Below are 19,113 nucleotides of genomic sequence, written 5' to 3'. Positions count from 1 at the left end.
TCTGCTCCCCTGCTCTCTTCCCCGACTCCCGACTCCCTATTTCTCCGCCCAATCTTTCGCCCAATTCAGGGTTTGATGCACCTGCTCAATTGTCGGTGCTTCGCAGTATAGACGCAAGACAGGTTCAGTGCCGCTAAAGCGAATCATCAGCCAGCTATCATCATCCAAGCGGAATTTGTAGCCGTCAATAGTTTGGCAATTGACTACGGCTTTTCCAGCAATTTCTTTGAGGGGTTGAGTTTGCAACTGATCCAAGAGACGCGATCGCACTTCCATACTTGCTAAGGGTAGATCGATGCGATCGTAAGCAGAATGAAAGTTAGTTTTTGACTGGAGTTGCTGGTAGAGGGCGCTTAAATCTAGTCCAGATTGGGTCACTGCTTCCAGCACATATAAAGCAGAAAGTAAAGCATCTCGTTCGGGGATATGCGTTCCATAACCGATCCCGCCTGACTCTTCCCCCCCAAGTAAAACTTGAGTTTCTAACATGCGATCGGCAATATATTTGTATCCCACCGGAGTTTCGGAAACTGGGATTTGGTGTAAAGCTGCAACGCGGGGCATTAAGTCAGAACCGCTGACAGTTTTGACAAGTTCGCCTTTCATTCCCCGATTTACTGCCAAGTGTTCGATCAAAATGGGAATCAAGACTTGGGAACTGAGAAAATTGCCTTGTCCGTCTACAGCCGCAATCCGATCGCTATCGCCATCAAATACTAAGCCTACAGCCAAATTGCCTTTTTCAGCACTATGGGTACGGATGGTTTCAAATAAACGGGAAAGGTATTTTGGTAATGGTTCTGGCGCACCGCCACCAAATAACGGATCGCGATCGCTGTTAAGTTCGTTTACTGGTACTTCTAATATCTGTGCTAGTCCCCCTGCGGCTGCACCGTGCATCACATCAGCAAAGACTGTTAGTTTACCTTGCGTAATATACGAGCGAATGCGATCGAGATCGACTTTTGCCCGTAGAGTGTTGCAGTAGCTAGACCAAGGATTGAATGTTGTCATTTTCCCAGGATTGGCACTGACAGAGGATGGACGATCTAATAAAGATTCAATATTCTTTGTCACCTCTGGCGGGACAGAACCGCCAAAAGCGCCTTTAACTTTCAATCCTGAATAGCTACCTGGGTTGTGGCTAGCAGTAATGACTAAAGCACCCAGAGCATTATGCTGTTTTGCCGCTAGACTAAAAGCAGGAGTGGGAGCGTAAGTTTCTGATAAAAGTACGTCAAACCCTACCGCTGTAACGGCTTGGGCTGTTGCACGGGCAAAATCCTCTGACATGAAGCGGCGATCGTAGCCCACAATAATCGTATTGCTACCTGTAGTATTACCGTACGTTCGTGCTAAAACTTGAGCGGCGATCGGTGCGACTAAGGCTAAGCGTTCAAATGTGAACTCATCGGCAATGATACCGCGCCAACCATCCGTACCAAACTTGATTTTATTGCCAATTCCTGGCATGGTATTTACCCCAGAACCCTAACGCTGGATCTTAACATCTCTGGTTTAATAAGCAATGAAGAAGTTCGCGCCTCTGGATTACGTTTGATGAATGTGAAGAACTTTTATGGAATCTATTTGCATATTCTGCGGTTCCAGTACGGGTAATCGTTCTATCTACCAAGAAGCTGCCCAAGCAATGGGTGAGGCGATCGCGCGTCGAGGATTAAGCTTGGTTTATGGTGGTGGTAATGTAGGTTTGATGGGTATGGTAGCCGATGCCGCTTTAGCCGCAGGTGGTGAGGTAATTGGGGTCATTCCCAAGTTTTTAGTTGACAAGGAAATTGCTCACAATGGACTGACACAACTACATGTTGTCGATTCCATGCACGATCGCAAAGCTTTAATGACAGAATTAGCTGATGCATTTATTGCCTTACCTGGGGGATATGGCACGTTGGAAGAATTTTGCGAGATTCTCACCTGGGCGCAGTTGGGATTGCATCAAAAACCCCAAGGTTTATTAAATGTTGAGGGTTATTACGATCCGCTATTACAGTTATTCGATCGCGCCGTCACAGAAGGATTTTTAAAATCGGAACTGCGTGCTTTGGTATTAGAATCGTCGGTTCCAGAAGACTTACTTAATTTATTAGCTAGCTATCAACCGATAACCGTTGAAAAGTGGTTGAGGCAAGATACTGAGGTTTAATCTTTTGATTTCAATACACATTTCTTAAATTATTGCTAAAATTCTTTCGGACTCAGTGTAGTAAGTAGTTAAATCTCTCCAACTTAAGATTTAAGTTTTTTGACTTTTAACTTTTAACTTTTGCCTTACTATTTATGCTGTCTCTGATAGAAATTCATACATCCCGTCTCAAACTTCGTCCTTATGCGAAAGAAGATTTAGGTGACTTGCATCGCATTTTCATCGATCCTCAAGTCAGAAGATACTTATGCGACGATAAAATTATGCCGCGAGAATGGGTTGCCACAGAAATTGAAAATAATACTAAATGTTTTGAACAGCATGGTTTTGGTCAGTGGAGTATCTTGTTAAAAGATAATTCAGAATTAATTGGTTTCTGTGGTTTCCGATTCTTCTACGACAATCCACCAGAATTACAATTACTTTATGGCTTATTACCGCAATATTGGGGGCAAGGACTAGCGACAGAAGCCGCAAAAGTCATGATTCAATATGGCTTTACCGAACATAAGTTTCAGCAGATTATTACTGCTACGGATGTGGAAAATATTGCTTCAGTGCGGGTGATGGAAAGAGTGGGAATGAGATTTGTTCAGTGCGTTAATAAAGAAGGGTTAGACGTGCTGTATTATGCTATCTCTCGCGAAGAGTATCAATTCGATCGCTCTTTATATAGTTTGCATATAAAAACTGTGTAAAATTCAATTGATACTAAGTTGCAGGTAAGATTTGTGTCACGCAAAGACGCAAAGACGCGAATAAGATCGTTCAAGGTATTCTATCTGCGATCGCAACTTAGGATTAGCTTATTACTATTTGGTAGTATCAAAACTATTACTTACTTTTCCTCTGCCAGTTGCTATAGTTATAGGGCTACTGTGTTTCATAGCAATCGTTTCAGTCAGCTATGTACTTATCTCACTTCTACTCGGTCGTTCCGCTTGGAAAGCTTTACAAGAAGCTATTTCAGCATCTATTTCTGGGCTTTTATCTAGCTGGTAATTTTGCTCCAAGCGGAATGATACATGTAAATTTATTCATCCTCAAAGCTTGTTAGTAATTGCGATTGGCATCGCCTGACGGCTACAAAGACGATCTTGCTTCCTTCCTGCTCGAAATCTTCTATATGCGCTAGCTGAGCGAGTTTGGCAGTCTTGGCTGTGGCAAAAGGTCCAAAGTAGTAGGTACAAAGGGGGCGATCGGTCACGATTTCTGCCCACCATTCCAAGTTTTGTTGCTCTAGTTGAGACATGAAATGCTCTCGAATTTAGATTATGCTTAACTCCAATCTGGTTTGATGTTTTCCATAGTCCTGGTTTTCCTGCCTTAGTCTACTAAAGTGCAGTTGCCCTCACATAAGTGCTAATAGTTGCGCGATCTGAACTCGTCGTCCTCGGAATGAACTGACGATTCACCGACGCGAAGGCGATCGCAAGAAATTTTATCCGACAGAATCGAGCCAGTCGCCGCACCTGTATGAATTTCTAACCGGGCATCTGGTACGGCTTCAAATAATAATCTTTGCCCTGGAAACACAACTCGCTCAAACCACCAGTGAGGAATATTGGTAATGCGGACAACTTGGAGGCTGTTAGTAGTATTGGCATAGCAGCATAGAACGCTACTTTGAATTGGCAAAACGCGATCGAGTGCTTGAATCATGATTATAGAAACCTTTGAAAACTCAGTTTACTCCTGAAGAAATGCCACATTTGAGTGCTGAATGCTGGTTTTACTGGGAGTTCGCTCTGTTCTGCCAAATCTGTTGAGATTGTCAATTTTTCTGGTTTACAGCGTTTGATTGTTGCCGTAATTTCTGTAGCTCCTTCTTGTTCTAAATCTTCTACATAGCCAGTCTTCGCAGCTTGAGCTTCTCTCGCAGTGAGGAAGGGACCGAAGTAATACGTACAGCTTGGATTCTGGGTGTCAATTTCTAGCCACCATGCCCAGCCAAAGTTGTGGCAGAAGTCGATCGCACCCTCTTTAACGTTGTTCCAGATGGCATTCATATCTTTCCTATATCTAACTGGATCGCAAGTTCACAGGTTCAGCAGCACCTTTTCTGCCTTACTCACTTCCACTTGCCCTGGCTGCTCTACTTCTATAGACTTCAGCACACCATCTTCGATAATTGCGGCGTGATGCTGCTCCGAACAAGCTGGTGTAAATGCACCAGGAACGGCGAACAATACTACTTTTTTTCCTTTGAACAGCTCGTTAGTAGATATGGTTGTGGGTCCGTCAGAACCCATCCAAGATAGAGTAACTGATGGAATCCGCTCGCCAACTTGAATGCTCATCTACTTTTCCTCTGTAGCTAAACCTTTAGTGGGTTAGGAATAAAGCTTGCCAACCCTTCGATCGCGTTACTGTGAATCCGAATCTCAACAAAAACGCAATCCGCTTTTGCCTCGATCTCAAAACTCCTCTCCACACTACAAGCTGGTGCTTTGACTATCTTGCTCTTCTTGGCAATAACTCAGTGCCGTGCCAAAGACAAGCTACGCTGTTTCAAAGCTTTACCAAGCTAACTGTGTATAGCTCAGCGAATGCGTGCATCAGATAATTGTCAGAGCGTCTGTTATTCACTTAAGCAACATATCTGTTGTTTAAGTTGTTGACTAGTTTAGCAACATACTTGTTGTTTTAGTCAAGTGAGCGTGATGGTGATTTATTGTGCCGAATTGTCTAAAAATGCTCTTAAAACAACCTTTTTTGCTTATTTACTCTTTTTATCTCGGTTTTAATAAGTTTTAGTGTTAAACGTTCTTTCTTGGCAAGGAAGCGCTAAAAATTGACCTACATGTGTTTGCAGCGCTCGTTACTAGCAGAAGTTAGTCTGATCTTCCACACTTTTTTCTAACAATTGATAGTGCCGTATAGATGAAATTTACGTCATCTCACTGAAAAGCGATCGCTACTTTTGACCAACTAGAGCGGCTAAAGTTTTTAAATCAGGTACTTCTAAATCTGCACCAGAATCTTGCTTAACTCCTCTTCGATTTACCCAAACGGCAGTCATACCCAAAGTTTTAGCGGGTACAATATCGTGATACACGCTAGCTGCAACGTGTAAGATTGTCTTTTTAGGTAAACCAATTCTATCAAATGCTGCGTAGAAATTATTATGAGAGGGCTTATAACTTTTTAGCTGTTCTGCTGTAATGACATAATCGAAATCAACTTGTAAATGTTTCACTGTTTCAGCAAACAAATCGTTATCCACGTTAGAAATTACAGCGAGTTTAAATTTTTGTTTTAAGACTTTTAACGCCTCTATACTATCAGAAAAGGGTTGCCAACTAGTTAAAGACTTAGCTAGCGCATCTACTTCTGTAGGATTTGGTGTAAAGTTGAAGCGATCGCCCATTTTTTTTACAACATTTTTTAACACTTCTCGATACTTAATATACTCGCCCGCTTCTATTTCATTTTCGATTTCACCAAAAGCCTCAAAGATCTGTTCGTTGGTTAGTTGTATATTATGGTTAGAAAGAATGGGGGCGATCGCTGTTGAAACACCAGTTTCCCAATCAATCATCGTACCGTAACAGTCAAAGGTTAAGACTTCATAGTTGTTTAAATCGAGCATCATGTTGTTTCCTAATATCAATCTTTGCATTGTGCCAGAACAAAAATGTATATAACTTTTATGTTTCAAAAGTTATGCACTTGAAATTTTAGCTCTCGATTTCTTCTAGTTTTTCCCTCGTGACGAGTGAACTTGTGCTACCTTTTCTTTTTAAGAAGATTGGAAAATAGACTGCCCATATGAGCCTTTGATTTCTGCTTTTTCTAAATATTTAATCAATTCTTCCCCATCGGCATTATGTTCCTTAGCAATTCGTTCGGCAGTAGCTGTGTTTCCAGAACAAATTGCTTCAATTAATAACCTATGTTGCTCGATAATTTCTTCGACATCGGGAATCAGAGTATTACAAGAGGCAATATACAAGCGAATTTGTTGCCCGACAATTTGATATTGTTGTTGCAATCTCTGATGTTCTGACAGCTGGACGATCGCTTGATGTAAGGCAAAGTCTGCATCTGCAACTTTACCACGGCGATCGCTTTTTGTTGCCTCGATCAGTTGTTTTAAACTACTATTTAAAATTTCAGCTTTATCGGCTGTCATTGCAGCAGCAGCTAATTTGGCGGCTAAACCTTCTAATGCACTGCGTAACGTATACAATTCCCAAGCATCTTGAGAACTCAGTTCTAACACAGCACAACCTTTGTAGGGAATTTGTACCACCAAACCCTCGTAAGTCAGCTGTTGTAATGCAGAACGGATCGTTCCCCGACTGAGATTGAGTTCTTCTGATAGCGGAATTTCTAGCAGGCGCGAACCAGGCGGAAATCCACCACTGAGAATTTGTTCCCGAATCGCCTCCGCTGCTTGAATGTCCAAACTTTTCGCGACTATTGCCAGGTTCGAGTGTCTGCGTTCCACCACTTCGTACCTCAAAAGGTTAGCACTACCAAGAATGATAGATTGTAGATTGTAGATTGTCAACAATCTACAATTTTCAGTTACAGTTATGAAATCTTGCACCACGATATGTAAGGGGGCACATCTGTGCCCCCTTACAACTTATACTTACTTGGGAATGCGATCGCCAATTTCTCCCGCCCAGGTTGCTAGTTCGTCTGTATTTACTGGGATTTTAGCTGGAGATATCTCAGAATGGCGTTGCTGCTTATCGATTTCTATACGTAACTGGGTAATTCTAGCTGATAAACTACTCAAAATTGCTTGCGTTTGTTTGCGTAAAGAGCTAACTTCTTTAGCAAGACGCTGAGTCATTTCTGCATTTTGCTCGTAGCTTGCTTGTAGTTCTGAAGATGGCTGGCGATCGCAATTTTCAGTTTGTGCGGTTGAGGCTGTTGCAATTATACATTGGAGTTTTTGACTGACCGATTCAACCTCTCCTTTCAGAGATTTTGTGACACGCTTAGATTCTGTCAAGCTATTTTTAACTTGTTCGTTTAGTTCTTCTAATTGTGCTATCCGATTTAAGAATTCAATGAATGGTAAACCATTAAACTGTCGCTCTAACTTTTGCACTTTTTCATTAACTTGCGAGTGTTGAACTCGATCTTCGGCTTGAATATCTGAGTAGCTTGCTACCCGATCGCTTAAATCTTGAATTTGCTGAGTCAACGTCTGAAGTTTATCCTGAAAGTCGTTGGGAGCTAGTGTATAACTTTGAAAATTGTTTGATGATTGTTCTTCTAGTTGAGTAATTTGTTCTTGTAATTTTAATTGTAATTCTAATATTTTACCTTGGTTGTAATGTCGTTCTGTTCTTTTAATGTTTGCTTCTAATCCGTTGAGAAGTTGCTGTAAATTCAAGTTATGAACATCAAGTCTGTATGGTTTTAAAAAATCTTCTATGTTAACAAATCGCTGCTGAATTTGAGAAAATTCTAGATATAGATTATCGAATTCGGATAATGTAGCTTGGATGTCAGCAAGATTGGCATCTCGAGACAAGACAAGCTGTTCTAGTTGAAAAACTCGATCTTGTGGCTGGCGATTTTCATGCAGATACTTTTGTTTAGATATATTAGCATGCAGAGATGAGAATAAAAAAATCGGCGTTAGAATAGTAAAATTATTATTGCCTGAGAAAGAAGCAATAAAACTAAGAATAGAAATTGCTATAAGTAAGTATTCTAATTTACTCAACCATTTGCGATAGAGAAGACTGAAAACACCAGACATAAGTGGATTTTTGTCAGATTCCGAGCTATTCACATCTAAATTAGAGTATGCTTGCGGCAAACTTCCTCAGTAAAACTGCTGGATAGTCGGCAAATAAAGTGTGAAGCGATCGCCAAAATTTCGGAGACGGTCGAAACGGTTACAATCGAGATTGGTAACTACTGCTTTCAAGTCAAGCAAGACCATGCGATCGCACACCTCCGTTCAATTTCTCGATGCCTATGATGTCGTTGTCGTCGGCGCAGGGCATTCTGGTTGTGAAGCTGCCCTAGCTGCGGCACGCCTGGGTTGTAAAACTTTACTGCTAACGCTGAATCTCGATAAAATTGCTTGGCAGCCTTGTAATCCAGCAGTCGGAGGTCCCGCAAAATCCCAACTCGTTCATGAAGTGGATGCCTTGGGTGGAGAAATTGGCAAAATGGCAGACCGCACGTATCTGCAAAAGCGGATACTGAATGCTTCTAGAGGACCTGCTGTCTGGGCGTTGCGGGCGCAGACAGATAAGCGGGAATACGCGGCTGTGATGAAGCGCATCGTAGAGAACCAAGAGAATCTGACGATCCGCGAAGGGATGGTGACAGATTTAGTCCTGGGTGCAAACGATGAAGTTATTGGGGTAGAAACTTACTTCGGCGTGGCGTTTGAGTGCAAAGCTGTTGTACTGACAACAGGAACGTTTCTCGGCGGACGGATCTGGGTAGGTAATAAGTCTATGCCCGCCGGACGTGCCGGAGAATTTGCCGCAGAAGGATTGACGGATACTTTAAATAGGCTGGCTTTTGAAACCGGACGGCTGAAGACGGGAACTCCTGCCAGAGTAGACAAGCGATCGGTAGATTACAGTAATTTAGAAATTCAGCCAGGAGATGAGAAAGTCGGCTGGTTTAGTTTCGATCCTCAAGTGTGGGTGGAACGGGAACAAGTGCCTTGCTACCTTACTCGCACGACAGCAGAAACCCATAGAATTATTCGAGAAAACTTACACATGTCGCCCGTGTATGGCGGCTGGGTGGATGCGAAGGGACCGCGCTATTGTCCTAGTATTGAAGACAAGATCGTCCGGTTTGCTGACAAGGAAAGCCACCAAATCTTTATCGAACCGGAAGGGCGGGATATTCCCGAACTTTATATTCAAGGGTTTTCTACAGGGCTACCAGAAGCAATTCAGTTACAAATGCTGCGATCGCTACCCGGTTTGGAAAACTGTGCTATGCTGCGTCCGGCTTATGCGGTGGAATACGATTATCTACCCGCAACGCAGTGCTATCCCACGTTGATGACGAAGAAAATTGAAGGCTTATTCTGTGCAGGACAAATTAACGGTACGACGGGTTACGAAGAAGCCGCCGCCCAAGGTTTTGTCGCCGGGGTGAATGCAGCGCGATTTGTCCGTCACCAAGAATTTATCGTATTTCCCCGCGAACAGAGTTATATCGGCACGTTAGTTGATGACTTGTGTACCAAAGACTTACGCGAACCATATCGGATGCTGACCAGTCGTTCGGAATATCGGTTATTGTTGCGATCGGATAATGCCGATCGCCGTTTGACTCCCATAGGGAGGGAAATCGGCTTAATTGACGATCGCCGTTGGGAATTGTTTACATGCAAGCAGACAAATATCGCCGCTGAAAAAGAACGGTTGCATACGACACGGCTGAAAGAACACGATGAGATTGGAATTGCGATCGCCACTGCGACTCAACAAGCAATTAAAGGTTCGATTACTTTAGCCGATCTGTTGCGTCGTCCTGGTTTCCACTACACCAATTTAGAAACTCACGGATTGGGCAATAGCGATCTGAGTCTGGTAGAAAAAACAGCGGCGGAGATTGAAATTAAGTATTCTGGCTATTTACAACGCCAGCAAAATCAAATCGACCAAATCGCCCGTCAAGCAAATCGCCCCTTACCTCCAGATTTAGATTATGGGGCAATTGACACCCTATCAAAAGAAGCGCGGGAAAAACTTGCTAAAGTCAGACCGCTGACTATCGGACAAGCAGCGCGAATTGGTGGCGTAAATCCAGCGGATGTCAACGCACTACTGGTTTACTTGGAGGTGCGTTCTCGTCGTACCTCTACTGAATCGACAGTATTAGCATAGACAGTAGGGTGGGCACAATGCCCACCCTACATTTATTACTTGGAGTTCTCACAGTGGGTTTATTTGACGATTTCAGCCATTTTTTAGAAAGCCGTTTAGAAGAATTCTTGCGGAACAATCCCCATCTAGAAATAGAAGCGCTATCGGAACAGTTGCGGCAACAAGAGGAAGATACTTTAAAGTTAATCGCAGAACTCCAGTTACAAGAAAAGCGATCGCAGGATGAAATTCTTACTACAGCACAAGAAATTCAAAAATGGCACATTCGGATTGAGAAGGCAAAAGCGGCTAATCGGCTTGACTTAGCAGAACCAGCACAGCAGCGAGAAGCAGCGTTATTGCGCGAAGGAAATCAACGCTGGGGACAAATGCAAGGAATTAAGGAACGAATTAGTCAAGCGAAAGAATTACTCCAAAAAGTGCAGCAACGCCGTCAGGAGGTACAAGCAAAAGCCGCACAAGTGCAGGCTAATCGCGCTACTCAGTCTTCTCAACGCTTTGATACGGCTGGCTGGAATCAAAGTCGCAGCTTCTCCAGCGGTGCAGACGATTTGGATGCAGCTTTTCGCCGTTGGGAAACTGACGATGAGTTGGAAAAACTAAAACGGAATTTGGGTAAATGAGAAAGGCAACAGTTAAAAGGTAAAAGTCAAAATACTGAAAACAAGATTTTTCAGATTTTCTCATTAAACCTGGTTGCCGATCTGATGAGAGGAAATAGCGATCGCCCAATAGTAAACGGATTTTGACGTGAGATTTTTGAGGCGATATCTTTGACGTGCGATCGCTAAGCGCTCTGGATTAATATCGTTCAATTGGGTGGTAGAATAATCCCATTTGGCAATTCGAGTTCAGGGATCTTAAATTGTTAGCAGTCTGTTGTAGGCAAAGATGAAAATATAGCTAAAGAGTATTAATAACAATGAAAACTAAAAAGATTCAATCAACAAGAATTTCAAAAAATCCTTTCTGGATTGTTTTTTTTACTGGGAATTCATCTAGCTATTTTAACGATATTAAAAATCGTAGCATTTTTTGTTAGCACGTTTAATCCTCTGTTAGCTGCAAATACAATTTTAGTAGGATTCTATTTAGGAATATGGCAATTATTTTATGCAATTCCTATTATTTTGTGGTTAAAACGCACGCAACAGTGGGGCAGAATGAAAGGAGTCATTATTGGTGCAGTAGTTACATTTATGACAAACGTTTCTTTTTTCTTTAGTTTTTTAAGCTGATAGAGACAGCGAGTAACGAGCTAGAGAGTGGTGTGTGGTGCGTAGCTGAATTTTTAGTATCTAGTCACCAGCCACCAGCCACTAGTCACTAACAACTGATTACGATTTTGTTTCATCCAAAAAATGATCGCCACTATCCGATCCAGATCGATCGCCAGGATAGCCAGCACCAGCTAAGAGATCGTCAATAACTTTACCAAAAATGCTTTTGTTAGAATTTGAACCGATCGCTAAAAACAATCCTCCTAATATATAGATAGGCAACGGTAAGGACAAGTGTTTCATCCAGTCGAATAACTGAGCGATCGCAAATAGGATAAAAAAGCAGGCAATCCAGATTCTCATCTCAACTTCCTCACAATTGTAGCTAGATAGAGGATAAGCGATTTCTCACCTAAATGACATCTTTTGTTTGCGATCGCGCAAAGACGCAAAGCCGCGAAGTATCCTTTGCGCCTCTGCGTCTTTGCGTGACATTGCCTAGTATACAAAATATTGCAAAAGCTTGACATCATGAAGACTATACCCATTACCTGAAAACAGAGGCGGTTGCTTAATTTAATATTAATTAGTGTAATAAAATATATGTTCAGAAAATCTCTGTTTCTATAATTATTAATAGTTAATTTTCCGTAAATAGCTTTTAGTTACTAATTGTAAATCTGAGAAGAGTCAGTCAACAATGCAAGTGTGAATGAGAATCGCCCAGACGCGATCGCGGCTTCGATCCGGCAACAAGTCTAGAACTCTATGCGATTTCTGTATAAATTCCCTACCCAAGTCTTAGGTAAGACTTCTTTACAAAATCTACTTCTAACTGCTTTTGTGTTGCAAGTTATTGCAGTAGTAGGATTGGTAGGAAATCTTTCGTTTAAAAATGGACAAAGGGCAGTCAACGATCTTGCCGAACGATTGCAAACTCAGATTGCCGAACGCCTTTACTTACAGCTAAAAACTTATTTACACACACCACATCTACTCAATCAAGTCAATCAAAATATCATTGAAGAGAGTTTAACAAAAGCACCTTTAGATGAATTTGAAAGCTTATTGCTAAACCAAATGCAGTCGTTTGAGATCGTTCCCTATACAGCGTGGGGAAATCAGAAAGGAGAGTATGTCGGGATCGATCGCCTCAGAGATGGCAGTCTGCATATTGAAGTTGTAAAAGATCCATCTAATCCCAAATATTATACATATACAGTCAACAGTCAAGGACAGCGAGGAAAACTCGTTCAAGTCACTCCATATTACGATCCAAGAACTCGCCCCTGGTATAAAGAAGCAGTCCAAAAGGGTAAAGCTGCGTGGAGTCCTGTTTATATTTGGTTCAATCAAAAAGAGATGGCGATCGATGCAGTCTTACCAGTTTACGACCAAAACAGAAATCTAATCGGAGTCTTAGATACTCCTTTAAAACTCTCAAGAATTAGTAATTATCTACACAATATCCCAATTAGTAAATCGGGACAAATTTTTATCCTCGATCGCTCAGGTTTACTAGTAGCATCTTCAGATAGTTATCAGCCATTCTCAATTGCGCAAGGAGGCAAATTGCAACGCCTCAAAGCATCAGAAAGTAAAAATCTATTGGTTCGATCTACGGCGCGATATCTAACTACAAACTCGAACAAATTAATAAATACCGATCTCCCACAACGGCTAGCTTTTAACCAAGATCGCCAGCGATATTTTGTAGACGTACATCCTTTTCGAGATAGTTGGGGGATTGATTGGCTGATAGTCGCAGTCATTCCAGAAGCCGATTTCATGGAGGATATCTACGCTACGACTCGGACAACAGTTCTACTGTGTGTTATGGCTTTACTCGTAGCAGTCATAATTGGAATTTTTACAACTCGATGGATTGCCAAACCAATTCAACGCTTAAACGCTAGTGCTAAACATATCGCCAACGGAGAATGGGATAAAACAGTAGAAGAACTCGGACGTTCTGATGAAATTGGAGAACTGGCTAAGTCCTTCAATAGTATGGCAGTGGAATTGCAAAAGTCTTTTGCCGAGATGCAAGACTTGAACGCAGCGCTATCAGCCAGCGAACGGCAATTGTATCAGTTTTTAGAAGCCGTACCAGTTGGCATCATCGTTCACGATCCAACGGGGAAAATTTCTTACGCCAATCAAACAGCACAGCATTTACTCGGGAAGATTATCTCAGATGCTACATCAGAGAAATTAGTAGCACTTTATCAGATCTATCGCGGCGATCGCCCCTATCCGACTGAGGAATTACCAGTAATGCGGGCATTAAAAGGCGAAACTGTTACGGTTGACGATTTATCGCTGCATCAAGATGGTAAAGTTATCCACCTTGAAGTCCGCTCTACGCCAATTCGAGACGATCGCGGCAACATTGTCTATGCCATTCTTGCCTTTACTGATATTAGCGATCGCCGACGAGCCGAGCAAGAAATTAGAGAATTAAATCAAAGCTTAGAACGTCGTGTCAGCGATCGCACAGCTGAACTTGAAGCCGTTAACAAAGAATTAGAGGCATTTTCTTATTCAGTTTCTCACGATCTAAGAGCGCCATTACGACAGATTGATGGCTTTAGTCAGATATTACTCAGTCGTTACACAGACAAGCTAGACGATCGCGGTAAAGATTATCTCCAGCGCATTCACGGTAATACAAAACAGATGGGCGAACTCATAGATGGTTTGCTAACTTTGTCGCGGGTGAATCGGAGCGAGTTGCAACGCACGGAAGTCAATTTGAGCGAATTAGCAACCGAAATCGCCGCCAAGCTTGAGGAAACGCAACCAGAAAGACAAATTGACTGGGCGATCGCCCCAGAAATAATTGTTAGTGGAGATGCTAGATTGTTGGGCGTGCTGCTAGAAAATTTGCTGAATAATGCCTGGAAATATACAGCGAATCAAACCCAACCTCGGATTGAATTTAGTACTTTGCAGCAAGAAAACGGTCAAGTCGTGTATTTTGTCCGCGACAACGGTGCGGGCTATATACCACTACGGTTCAGTTAAGGCTCAAAGTGTTGTAAATTAAGCATTGTTCCCAAGAATGGAAAGTGAGTGTAGTGCATCTGAAGGATTTCTCATTGTTGTCTCCTACGATACAAAGTAGTGATGTGTTCAAAGCGATAGAGGCAGCCATCCCATCCACGGAGATCGAGCAAGCGATCGCTAAAACTAAAGTTTGTGAACAACGTAAACGCTCGTTACCAGCACAATTGGTAATTTGTTTGGTAATTGCGATGAGTCTGTGGTCACGAGATTCGATGAGAGATGTGCTGAAAACTTAATTGATGGGCTGAGCGAAGCATGGGTGAAAGTGGGGAAATACTGGCGAGTTTTTGTAAATCAGCAATAACGCAAGCCCGACAACGATTAAGTCCAAGGGTGATGAGTCAATTGTTCCATCAACTGGTGCGACCAATGGCTAGCACCGATACCAAAGGAGCATTTCTCAATGGATTGCGAATTGTGGTAATTGATCGGACTTGCTTCGATCTGCCAGACAGCGATGAAAATGCGAGAGTTTTTGGTCGTCCGAGCAGCCGTCCTGGCACACAAGCCGCATTTCCCAAACTGCGATTAGTCATTTTGGTAGAAGCAGGAACACATTTAATCTTTGATGCATTGATGTGTCCATATCGAATAGGAGAACGAGTGCGGGCATTAAGATTATTACGCTCCGTGAGTTCAGGGATGTTGTTGATGTGGGACAGAGGGTTACATTCTTATGCAATGGTGCAAGCAACTGTCACAACTGGTAGCGATTATTTAGGAAGAATTCCCGCAAATGTCAAGTTTTGTGCGAAGAACCACTGGCGGATGGTTCTTATCTGAGTTGGATTTATCCACCTGCTAAATTCCGCTCAAAAGCTTGCCAGCCCATACAAGTCCGAGTGATTGAATACACAATTGGTAATACCGACAACCCAGAGGAACAACTAAGATATCGCTTAATTACCAGCTTATTGGAATTGGAGAAATTTCCGGCTCAACTACTGGCGATTGAATATCATCAACGCTGGGAAGTAGAAAATACTATTGATGAACTCAAAGTACATTTATCAGGACGAAAACTCATATTCGCTCTCAAAACCGCGTGAAGTTGTGCAGGAAGTTTACGGGTGGTTGTTAGGACACTGGGCTGTGCGGTTATTGATGTTTCAAGCTGCAAAGAGCGCGGGTATCACTCTTTGCGTCTGAGTTTCACTGGGACATTGCGAGTTATTCGTCGTGCTATCCCGAAATTTCAACGCTTGCAATCACAAGAACTCCCCTTTTTAAGTTGGTTAACTGTAGAGATTTTAGACACTCTGTTACCTGAACGAGTTTCTCGTACCAATCCCAGAGTTGTAAAAACCTGTATCCAAGTTTCGCTCAAAAAGCCAAGACATCAAGCCACCCTCCCGAACCAATCCTCCTATTTTCTTTATCCTCAGCACAGCGTAGCCTTAAATGAACCGTATTGGGCTTTAATATGAATTATGCTAGTGGGACTTTGTAAGAAAGATGGAGCAAATTGAGCTAGAATGCGGGTAGGAGTTGCGTTTTACGTCAGTCTCGACAGGAGCAACGTAAGGTGAAAGATCAAGTACCAGCAGCGATGCCGCAGTGCTTTGAGAACTGGTGTCGTCGGTTTGATGATGTATTTTCGCGTCAGAAGCAGCGGCAGGAATTTCGTGTTTATCTAGGGGACTGCTGGGTGAGAGTCAGCGCAAAACCTGAGCCAACTGGTCACAAATACAGTAGATGGCTCCTACAACAGCCTCAGACATTTTCTCAACAATGCCCCTTGGGATGAAGTCAAGCTAAATAATCGGCGGTTGGAGGTGATGCACCAGTGTCGCCAGACGACCCCGAGTCAAGGTTTCACATTGATTGTAGATGATTCGGGACATCGCAAAAGTGGTGCGGCTACTGATGGGGTAGGACGGCAGTACATTGGGGAGATTGGCAAGACTGACAATGGTATTGTGCTGCTGACTACCTACTTGTATGATGGAGTGCGACGTCTGCCGTTAGATGTTGCACTCTATCAACACGCAAGTTTATTCGAGCAAGGCAAGGCAGACCCCAACTTCCAGAAAAACCTGACCTGGCTCTAGACTTGGTTGACCAATGCTTGAAGCGCGGTTATCGACCGGGTGTGACTGTAATTGATGCAGGCTACGGTAATAACACGCCTTTTCTCAAGCAGTTGGAGTCGAGAAACCTAACTTACGTGGCAGCAATCGCCAAAACCGCCAAGTTACTGCTCAAACATCAGGTGATGAGTCTGCTCGTAAGCAGGGATTAGAAGCTATTGCTCAAACCTTGGCAGTGGAGCAGTTCACACCTGTGCAACTCAATCTGGAGCAGCCCCGGACAGTTTGGGTGGCGCTGTTACCAGTTCACGTTCCGAAGCTCGAAGGCACTCGCTGGCTGGCGATTCAACTCAATGCCTCTAGTTTCGAGCAAGCGACGGAGGTGGATTACTTTCTCACCAATGCCTCTGACAACCAAGTCAGTGCGGCTTGGGTAGCTCAAACATATTCTGCTCGCAACTGGGTGGAGGTCTTCTATCGAGAAGCCAAGGGCTGGTTGGGTTTGAGTGAGTATCAAGTTCGGGATGCTCTGAGTATGAAGCGTCATTGGGTTTTAGTGTTCATCGCTTACACCTTCATCCTTTGGCATCAGTTGACCGGCGGATTCCGCAGACGTTGGGCAACCAAACCCTTACAAACCTTTGCCGAAGCATTGGAGGCATTCCGCACCGCAGTCGAGTTTCGTTTGGTCCGCTGGCTTAATGAGCATGTTGATGTATTTGCCTCTCACAGAGCTAAGTTCGGCTATATTTGGGCTTAGAAAGTTTTAAAGTCCCACTAGTAAACTCTTTGTAGCTTTTGGGCGCTTGCATTCACCTGCTGAATTTCCAGGTACGGGGATTGGATTAGCCACCGTCCAACGGATCGTTCACCGTCACGGGGGGCAAATTTGGGCGGACGGTAAGGTGGGAGAAGGTGCAACTTTCTATTTCACACTTTAGTTTGGATGCGATCGCGCAAAGACGCAGAGGCGCAAAGAATGCTTAGCGTCTAACGCTTCGCTTCGCCTTCGGCTAACGCGTCTTTGCGTGACATATTACCGACAAGGATTTCCCGTACCCCCAGGATTCCAAACGCGGCGATCGTTTCCTTGTTGTCTGTACTTCGGATTTTGCATTCCACAAGCAATACGGTTGCGGACGACAAAAGCGGTATCTGGGTTGTCGCTGAATAAGCCATCTACACCCAAGTGGAAAAATTGCTCGTATTCTGCTTCTGGGTTATTGTCATAGTCGATCGCTAAAAAGAAGGATTCGTTGCGGAAAGTATACGGATGGACGAGTAAACCTGCGGCGTGTGCGTCATCAACTAAAGACGTTGGTTCTGCTACCAAGCGTCTGTCAGCTTCGCTAAGTTGTCCGTCACCATTCACATCATCTGGTTTGCCATCTCCATTTTCATCGACAGGCTGACTAGGAATAATTAATCTTTTGAAAGGTCCAATTCCATCAGCATATTCGGCAATTTTTGCTAGTTCTTCAGGAGATGTTAGATCGCCATAGGTACGCGAATCGCCGCTGACGACAAAATCGTAGGGTTGGGCATCAGCTTCATCGAATAATTGTATTAGAGGTACATCAACTAATTTGTTTAATTGTTTTAAATTTGTAGTTTCAAAAGATTGAATAAATACTGGATCGTCAGCATCATCCAAATTATTTTTTCGCAGTACTTTGGCTAAAGGTTCTTCCAAAGATAAATCGATAGAATCAAAGTAAGTAGGATGTTTTGTTTCAGGATAAATTCCGATGATTCTTCCAGTTTCAATACTTTTGCGTTTAGCTAGATCGATAACTTCTTGCAAAGTTGGTACTTCATAAAATCCGTCAAATTGTGCCGAACCTGGACGCAATTCGGGTATGCGTTCTTTAGCTCTAAGAGTTTTAATTTCTGCTAGTGTAAAGTCTTCAGTAAACCATCCAGTGATTTCTGTACCGTCGATGGTTTTAGTCGTTTTGCGCTTGGCAAATTCAGGACGATCGCTGACATCTGTTGTTCCGGTAATATCATTTTCATGCCGTGCAATCAGAACCCCATCTTTAGTAGAAACCAAATCTGGTTCGATATAGTCAGCACCCATTGCGATCGCTAACTCATATGCTGCTAAAGTGTGTTCTGGACGATAACCGCTTGCACCTCTGTGTCCGATAACAATTGGCGGCTTACCTGTTAATGTATCGGCTGGCGATCGCTGTGCATCCACCCTATCTGCACCAACTAGCGCTACAACTGCTGATGCTAGCACGATTAAGCGAGAAAGACGCAACATATTTTCACTCCTCATAACAAAGTGGTAATTGGTAGTTGGTAATAGGTAATTGGCTATTAATTCTCAGGAGGACTGGTTAGTAATTCAACCAACCATTGAATTAGCTATACTCAGTGAATATACGGTTTTATAATTAAGGCATGTTTAACTAAAAATTAAAATTATTTTTATTAGTTTAAATAATTAATATTCTGAAATATAGAAGTTCTATTGAATGCGTGAAATATTAATGTAGAGTGGGCAATGCCCTTTGATGAAACTACCTGTTGTTTGCGAACGATCTGGAATTGCTATAAATATCAAATAAACAGAACGAGTCAATTTTTAGGTTATGTGTTTATGTAATTCAATTTGCGTAATTAAATTCGCTTTGTTTAAACTTGTCAGGAAAAACAATAAAGATTTAGTGAGATTTTCCACAGTTTATTGCGTAAAATAGTACAAATAAACTAACGTCAGCCCTCCATAGAGGCGACGATATGGATTAAACTCAGTAACCTAGAAAAGAACGCTAAGTGCGATGTAG

At 42.8% G+C, this 19,113-nt stretch carries 16 protein-coding genes and 3 pseudogenes; 8 read left to right on the top strand and 11 right to left on the bottom strand.

What is annotated here, in order from left to right; genetic code table 11:
- Nucleotides 1-36: 36 nt before the first annotated feature.
- Nucleotides 37-1,473, bottom strand: coding sequence for a phosphoglucomutase/phosphomannomutase family protein (locus N4J56_RS12055; RefSeq protein ID WP_317106666.1), 1,437 nt, complete (start codon nucleotides 1,471-1,473; stop codon nucleotides 37-39).
- Nucleotides 1,474-1,579: 106 nt separating this feature from the next.
- Here N4J56_RS12055 and N4J56_RS12050 point away from each other — a divergent pair, with 106 nt between their 5' ends.
- Both N4J56_RS12050 and N4J56_RS12045 read left to right on the top strand, forming a co-directional pair.
- Nucleotides 1,580-2,164, top strand: a complete 585-nt coding sequence (locus N4J56_RS12050; protein ID WP_317106665.1) for a TIGR00730 family Rossman fold protein — start codon at nucleotides 1,580-1,582, stop codon at nucleotides 2,162-2,164.
- A 134-nt stretch (nucleotides 2,165-2,298) separates the two neighbouring features.
- The gene (locus tag N4J56_RS12045) at nucleotides 2,299-2,862 is read left to right on the top strand and encodes a GNAT family N-acetyltransferase (protein ID WP_317106664.1); all 564 of its coding nucleotides are present in this window, start codon (nucleotides 2,299-2,301) and stop codon (nucleotides 2,860-2,862) included.
- A 335-nt stretch (nucleotides 2,863-3,197) separates the two neighbouring features.
- Here the strand turns inward: N4J56_RS12045 and N4J56_RS12040 are convergent, their stop codons facing one another.
- From N4J56_RS12040 to N4J56_RS12010, 7 genes are all read right to left on the bottom strand, one after another.
- Nucleotides 3,198-3,416, bottom strand: coding sequence for a DUF1816 domain-containing protein (locus N4J56_RS12040; RefSeq protein WP_015154839.1), 219 nt, complete (start codon nucleotides 3,414-3,416; stop codon nucleotides 3,198-3,200).
- Nucleotides 3,417-3,526: 110 nt separating this feature from the next.
- The gene (locus N4J56_RS12035) at nucleotides 3,527-3,826 is read right to left on the bottom strand and encodes a DUF1830 domain-containing protein (RefSeq protein WP_317106663.1); all 300 of its coding nucleotides are present in this window, start codon (nucleotides 3,824-3,826) and stop codon (nucleotides 3,527-3,529) included.
- A 2-nt stretch (nucleotides 3,827-3,828) separates the two neighbouring features.
- Nucleotides 3,829-4,173, bottom strand: coding sequence for a DUF1816 domain-containing protein (locus N4J56_RS12030; RefSeq protein WP_317106662.1), 345 nt, complete (start codon nucleotides 4,171-4,173; stop codon nucleotides 3,829-3,831).
- A 30-nt stretch (nucleotides 4,174-4,203) separates the two neighbouring features.
- Entirely contained in the window at nucleotides 4,204-4,464 is a 261-nt protein-coding gene (locus tag N4J56_RS12025; protein ID WP_317106661.1) for a redoxin family protein, read from the bottom strand.
- A gap of 617 nt (nucleotides 4,465-5,081) precedes the next feature.
- Entirely contained in the window at nucleotides 5,082-5,825 is a 744-nt protein-coding gene (locus N4J56_RS12020; RefSeq protein ID WP_317106660.1) for a haloacid dehalogenase type II, read from the bottom strand.
- Nucleotides 5,826-5,906: 81 nt separating this feature from the next.
- Nucleotides 5,907-6,617 (bottom strand): GntR family transcriptional regulator, encoded by a 711-nt coding sequence (locus N4J56_RS12015; RefSeq protein ID WP_317106659.1) that lies wholly within the window; start codon nucleotides 6,615-6,617, stop codon nucleotides 5,907-5,909.
- Nucleotides 6,618-6,764: 147 nt separating this feature from the next.
- Nucleotides 6,765-7,892 (bottom strand): hypothetical protein, encoded by a 1,128-nt coding sequence (locus tag N4J56_RS12010; RefSeq protein ID WP_317106658.1) that lies wholly within the window; start codon nucleotides 7,890-7,892, stop codon nucleotides 6,765-6,767.
- A 184-nt stretch (nucleotides 7,893-8,076) separates the two neighbouring features.
- Here N4J56_RS12010 and mnmG point away from each other — a divergent pair, with 184 nt between their 5' ends.
- Together mnmG and N4J56_RS12000 are read left to right on the top strand one after the other, a co-directional pair.
- Nucleotides 8,077-9,999 carry a tRNA uridine-5-carboxymethylaminomethyl(34) synthesis enzyme MnmG gene (mnmG, locus tag N4J56_RS12005; protein WP_410500483.1) on the top strand — a complete coding sequence of 641 codons (1,923 nt, stop codon included), beginning with the start codon at nucleotides 8,077-8,079 and terminating at the stop codon, nucleotides 9,997-9,999.
- A gap of 17 nt (nucleotides 10,000-10,016) precedes the next feature.
- On the top strand, nucleotides 10,017-10,622 hold the full coding sequence (locus tag N4J56_RS12000; RefSeq protein WP_317106656.1) for a TIGR04376 family protein: 606 nt from the start codon (nucleotides 10,017-10,019) through the stop codon (nucleotides 10,620-10,622).
- A gap of 63 nt (nucleotides 10,623-10,685) precedes the next feature.
- Here the strand turns inward: N4J56_RS12000 and N4J56_RS11995 are convergent, their stop codons facing one another.
- Both N4J56_RS11995 and N4J56_RS11990 read right to left on the bottom strand, forming a co-directional pair.
- Entirely contained in the window at nucleotides 10,686-10,814 is a 129-nt protein-coding gene (locus N4J56_RS11995; protein WP_317106655.1) for a hypothetical protein, read from the bottom strand.
- A gap of 522 nt (nucleotides 10,815-11,336) precedes the next feature.
- On the bottom strand, nucleotides 11,337-11,582 hold the full coding sequence (locus N4J56_RS11990) for a hypothetical protein (RefSeq protein WP_317106654.1): 246 nt from the start codon (nucleotides 11,580-11,582) through the stop codon (nucleotides 11,337-11,339).
- A gap of 405 nt (nucleotides 11,583-11,987) precedes the next feature.
- On the opposite strand from N4J56_RS11990, the gene N4J56_RS11985 reads away from it, so the two are divergent.
- The 4 genes and pseudogenes from N4J56_RS11985 to N4J56_RS11970 all read left to right on the top strand — a co-directional run.
- Nucleotides 11,988-14,246 carry a cache domain-containing protein gene (locus tag N4J56_RS11985; protein WP_317106653.1) on the top strand — a complete coding sequence of 753 codons (2,259 nt, stop codon included), beginning with the start codon at nucleotides 11,988-11,990 and terminating at the stop codon, nucleotides 14,244-14,246.
- Between the two features lie 128 nt (nucleotides 14,247-14,374).
- Nucleotides 14,375-15,520: pseudogene (locus tag N4J56_RS11980) on the top strand (IS4 family transposase); the annotation flags it as partial.
- Between the two features lie 293 nt (nucleotides 15,521-15,813).
- Nucleotides 15,814-17,078: pseudogene (locus tag N4J56_RS11975) on the top strand (IS701 family transposase).
- Nucleotides 17,079-17,112: 34 nt separating this feature from the next.
- Nucleotides 17,113-17,259 (top strand): annotated as a pseudogene (locus N4J56_RS11970) (ATP-binding protein); the annotation flags it as partial.
- Nucleotides 17,260-17,354: 95 nt separating this feature from the next.
- On the opposite strand, the gene N4J56_RS11965 reads toward N4J56_RS11970, so the two are convergent.
- Nucleotides 17,355-18,587: a glycerophosphodiester phosphodiesterase gene (locus N4J56_RS11965; protein ID WP_317106652.1), complete on the bottom strand. Its 1,233-nt coding sequence runs from the start codon at nucleotides 18,585-18,587 to the stop codon at nucleotides 17,355-17,357.
- Between the last annotated feature and the right edge of the window lie 526 nt (nucleotides 18,588-19,113).

The organism is Chroococcidiopsis sp. SAG 2025, assembly GCF_032860985.1.
GTDB lineage: Bacteria > Cyanobacteriota > Cyanobacteriia > Cyanobacteriales > Chroococcidiopsidaceae > Chroococcidiopsis.
This window is presented reverse-complemented; position numbering and strand designations above follow the sequence as displayed.

Coding starts and splice junctions, on each gene's coding strand:
- N4J56_RS12055 (WP_317106666.1), bottom strand. CDS start 1,473: ATGCCAGGAATTGGCAATAAAATCAAGTTTGGTACGGATGGTTGGCGC.
- N4J56_RS12050 (WP_317106665.1), top strand. CDS start 1,580: ATGGAATCTATTTGCATATTCTGCGGTTCCAGTACGGGTAATCGTTCT.
- N4J56_RS12045 (WP_317106664.1), top strand. CDS start 2,299: ATGCTGTCTCTGATAGAAATTCATACATCCCGTCTCAAACTTCGTCCT.
- N4J56_RS12040 (WP_015154839.1), bottom strand. CDS start 3,416: ATGTCTCAACTAGAGCAACAAAACTTGGAATGGTGGGCAGAAATCGTG.
- N4J56_RS12035 (WP_317106663.1), bottom strand. CDS start 3,826: ATGATTCAAGCACTCGATCGCGTTTTGCCAATTCAAAGTAGCGTTCTA.
- N4J56_RS12030 (WP_317106662.1), bottom strand. CDS start 4,173: ATGAATGCCATCTGGAACAACGTTAAAGAGGGTGCGATCGACTTCTGC.
- N4J56_RS12025 (WP_317106661.1), bottom strand. CDS start 4,464: ATGAGCATTCAAGTTGGCGAGCGGATTCCATCAGTTACTCTATCTTGG.
- N4J56_RS12010 (WP_317106658.1), bottom strand. CDS start 7,892: ATGTCTGGTGTTTTCAGTCTTCTCTATCGCAAATGGTTGAGTAAATTA.
- mnmG (WP_410500483.1), top strand. CDS start 8,077: ATGCGATCGCACACCTCCGTTCAATTTCTCGATGCCTATGATGTCGTT.
- N4J56_RS12000 (WP_317106656.1), top strand. CDS start 10,017: ATGCCCACCCTACATTTATTACTTGGAGTTCTCACAGTGGGTTTATTT.
- N4J56_RS11990 (WP_317106654.1), bottom strand. CDS start 11,582: ATGAGAATCTGGATTGCCTGCTTTTTTATCCTATTTGCGATCGCTCAG.
- N4J56_RS11985 (WP_317106653.1), top strand. CDS start 11,988: ATGCGATTTCTGTATAAATTCCCTACCCAAGTCTTAGGTAAGACTTCT.
- N4J56_RS11965 (WP_317106652.1), bottom strand. CDS start 18,587: ATGTTGCGTCTTTCTCGCTTAATCGTGCTAGCATCAGCAGTTGTAGCG.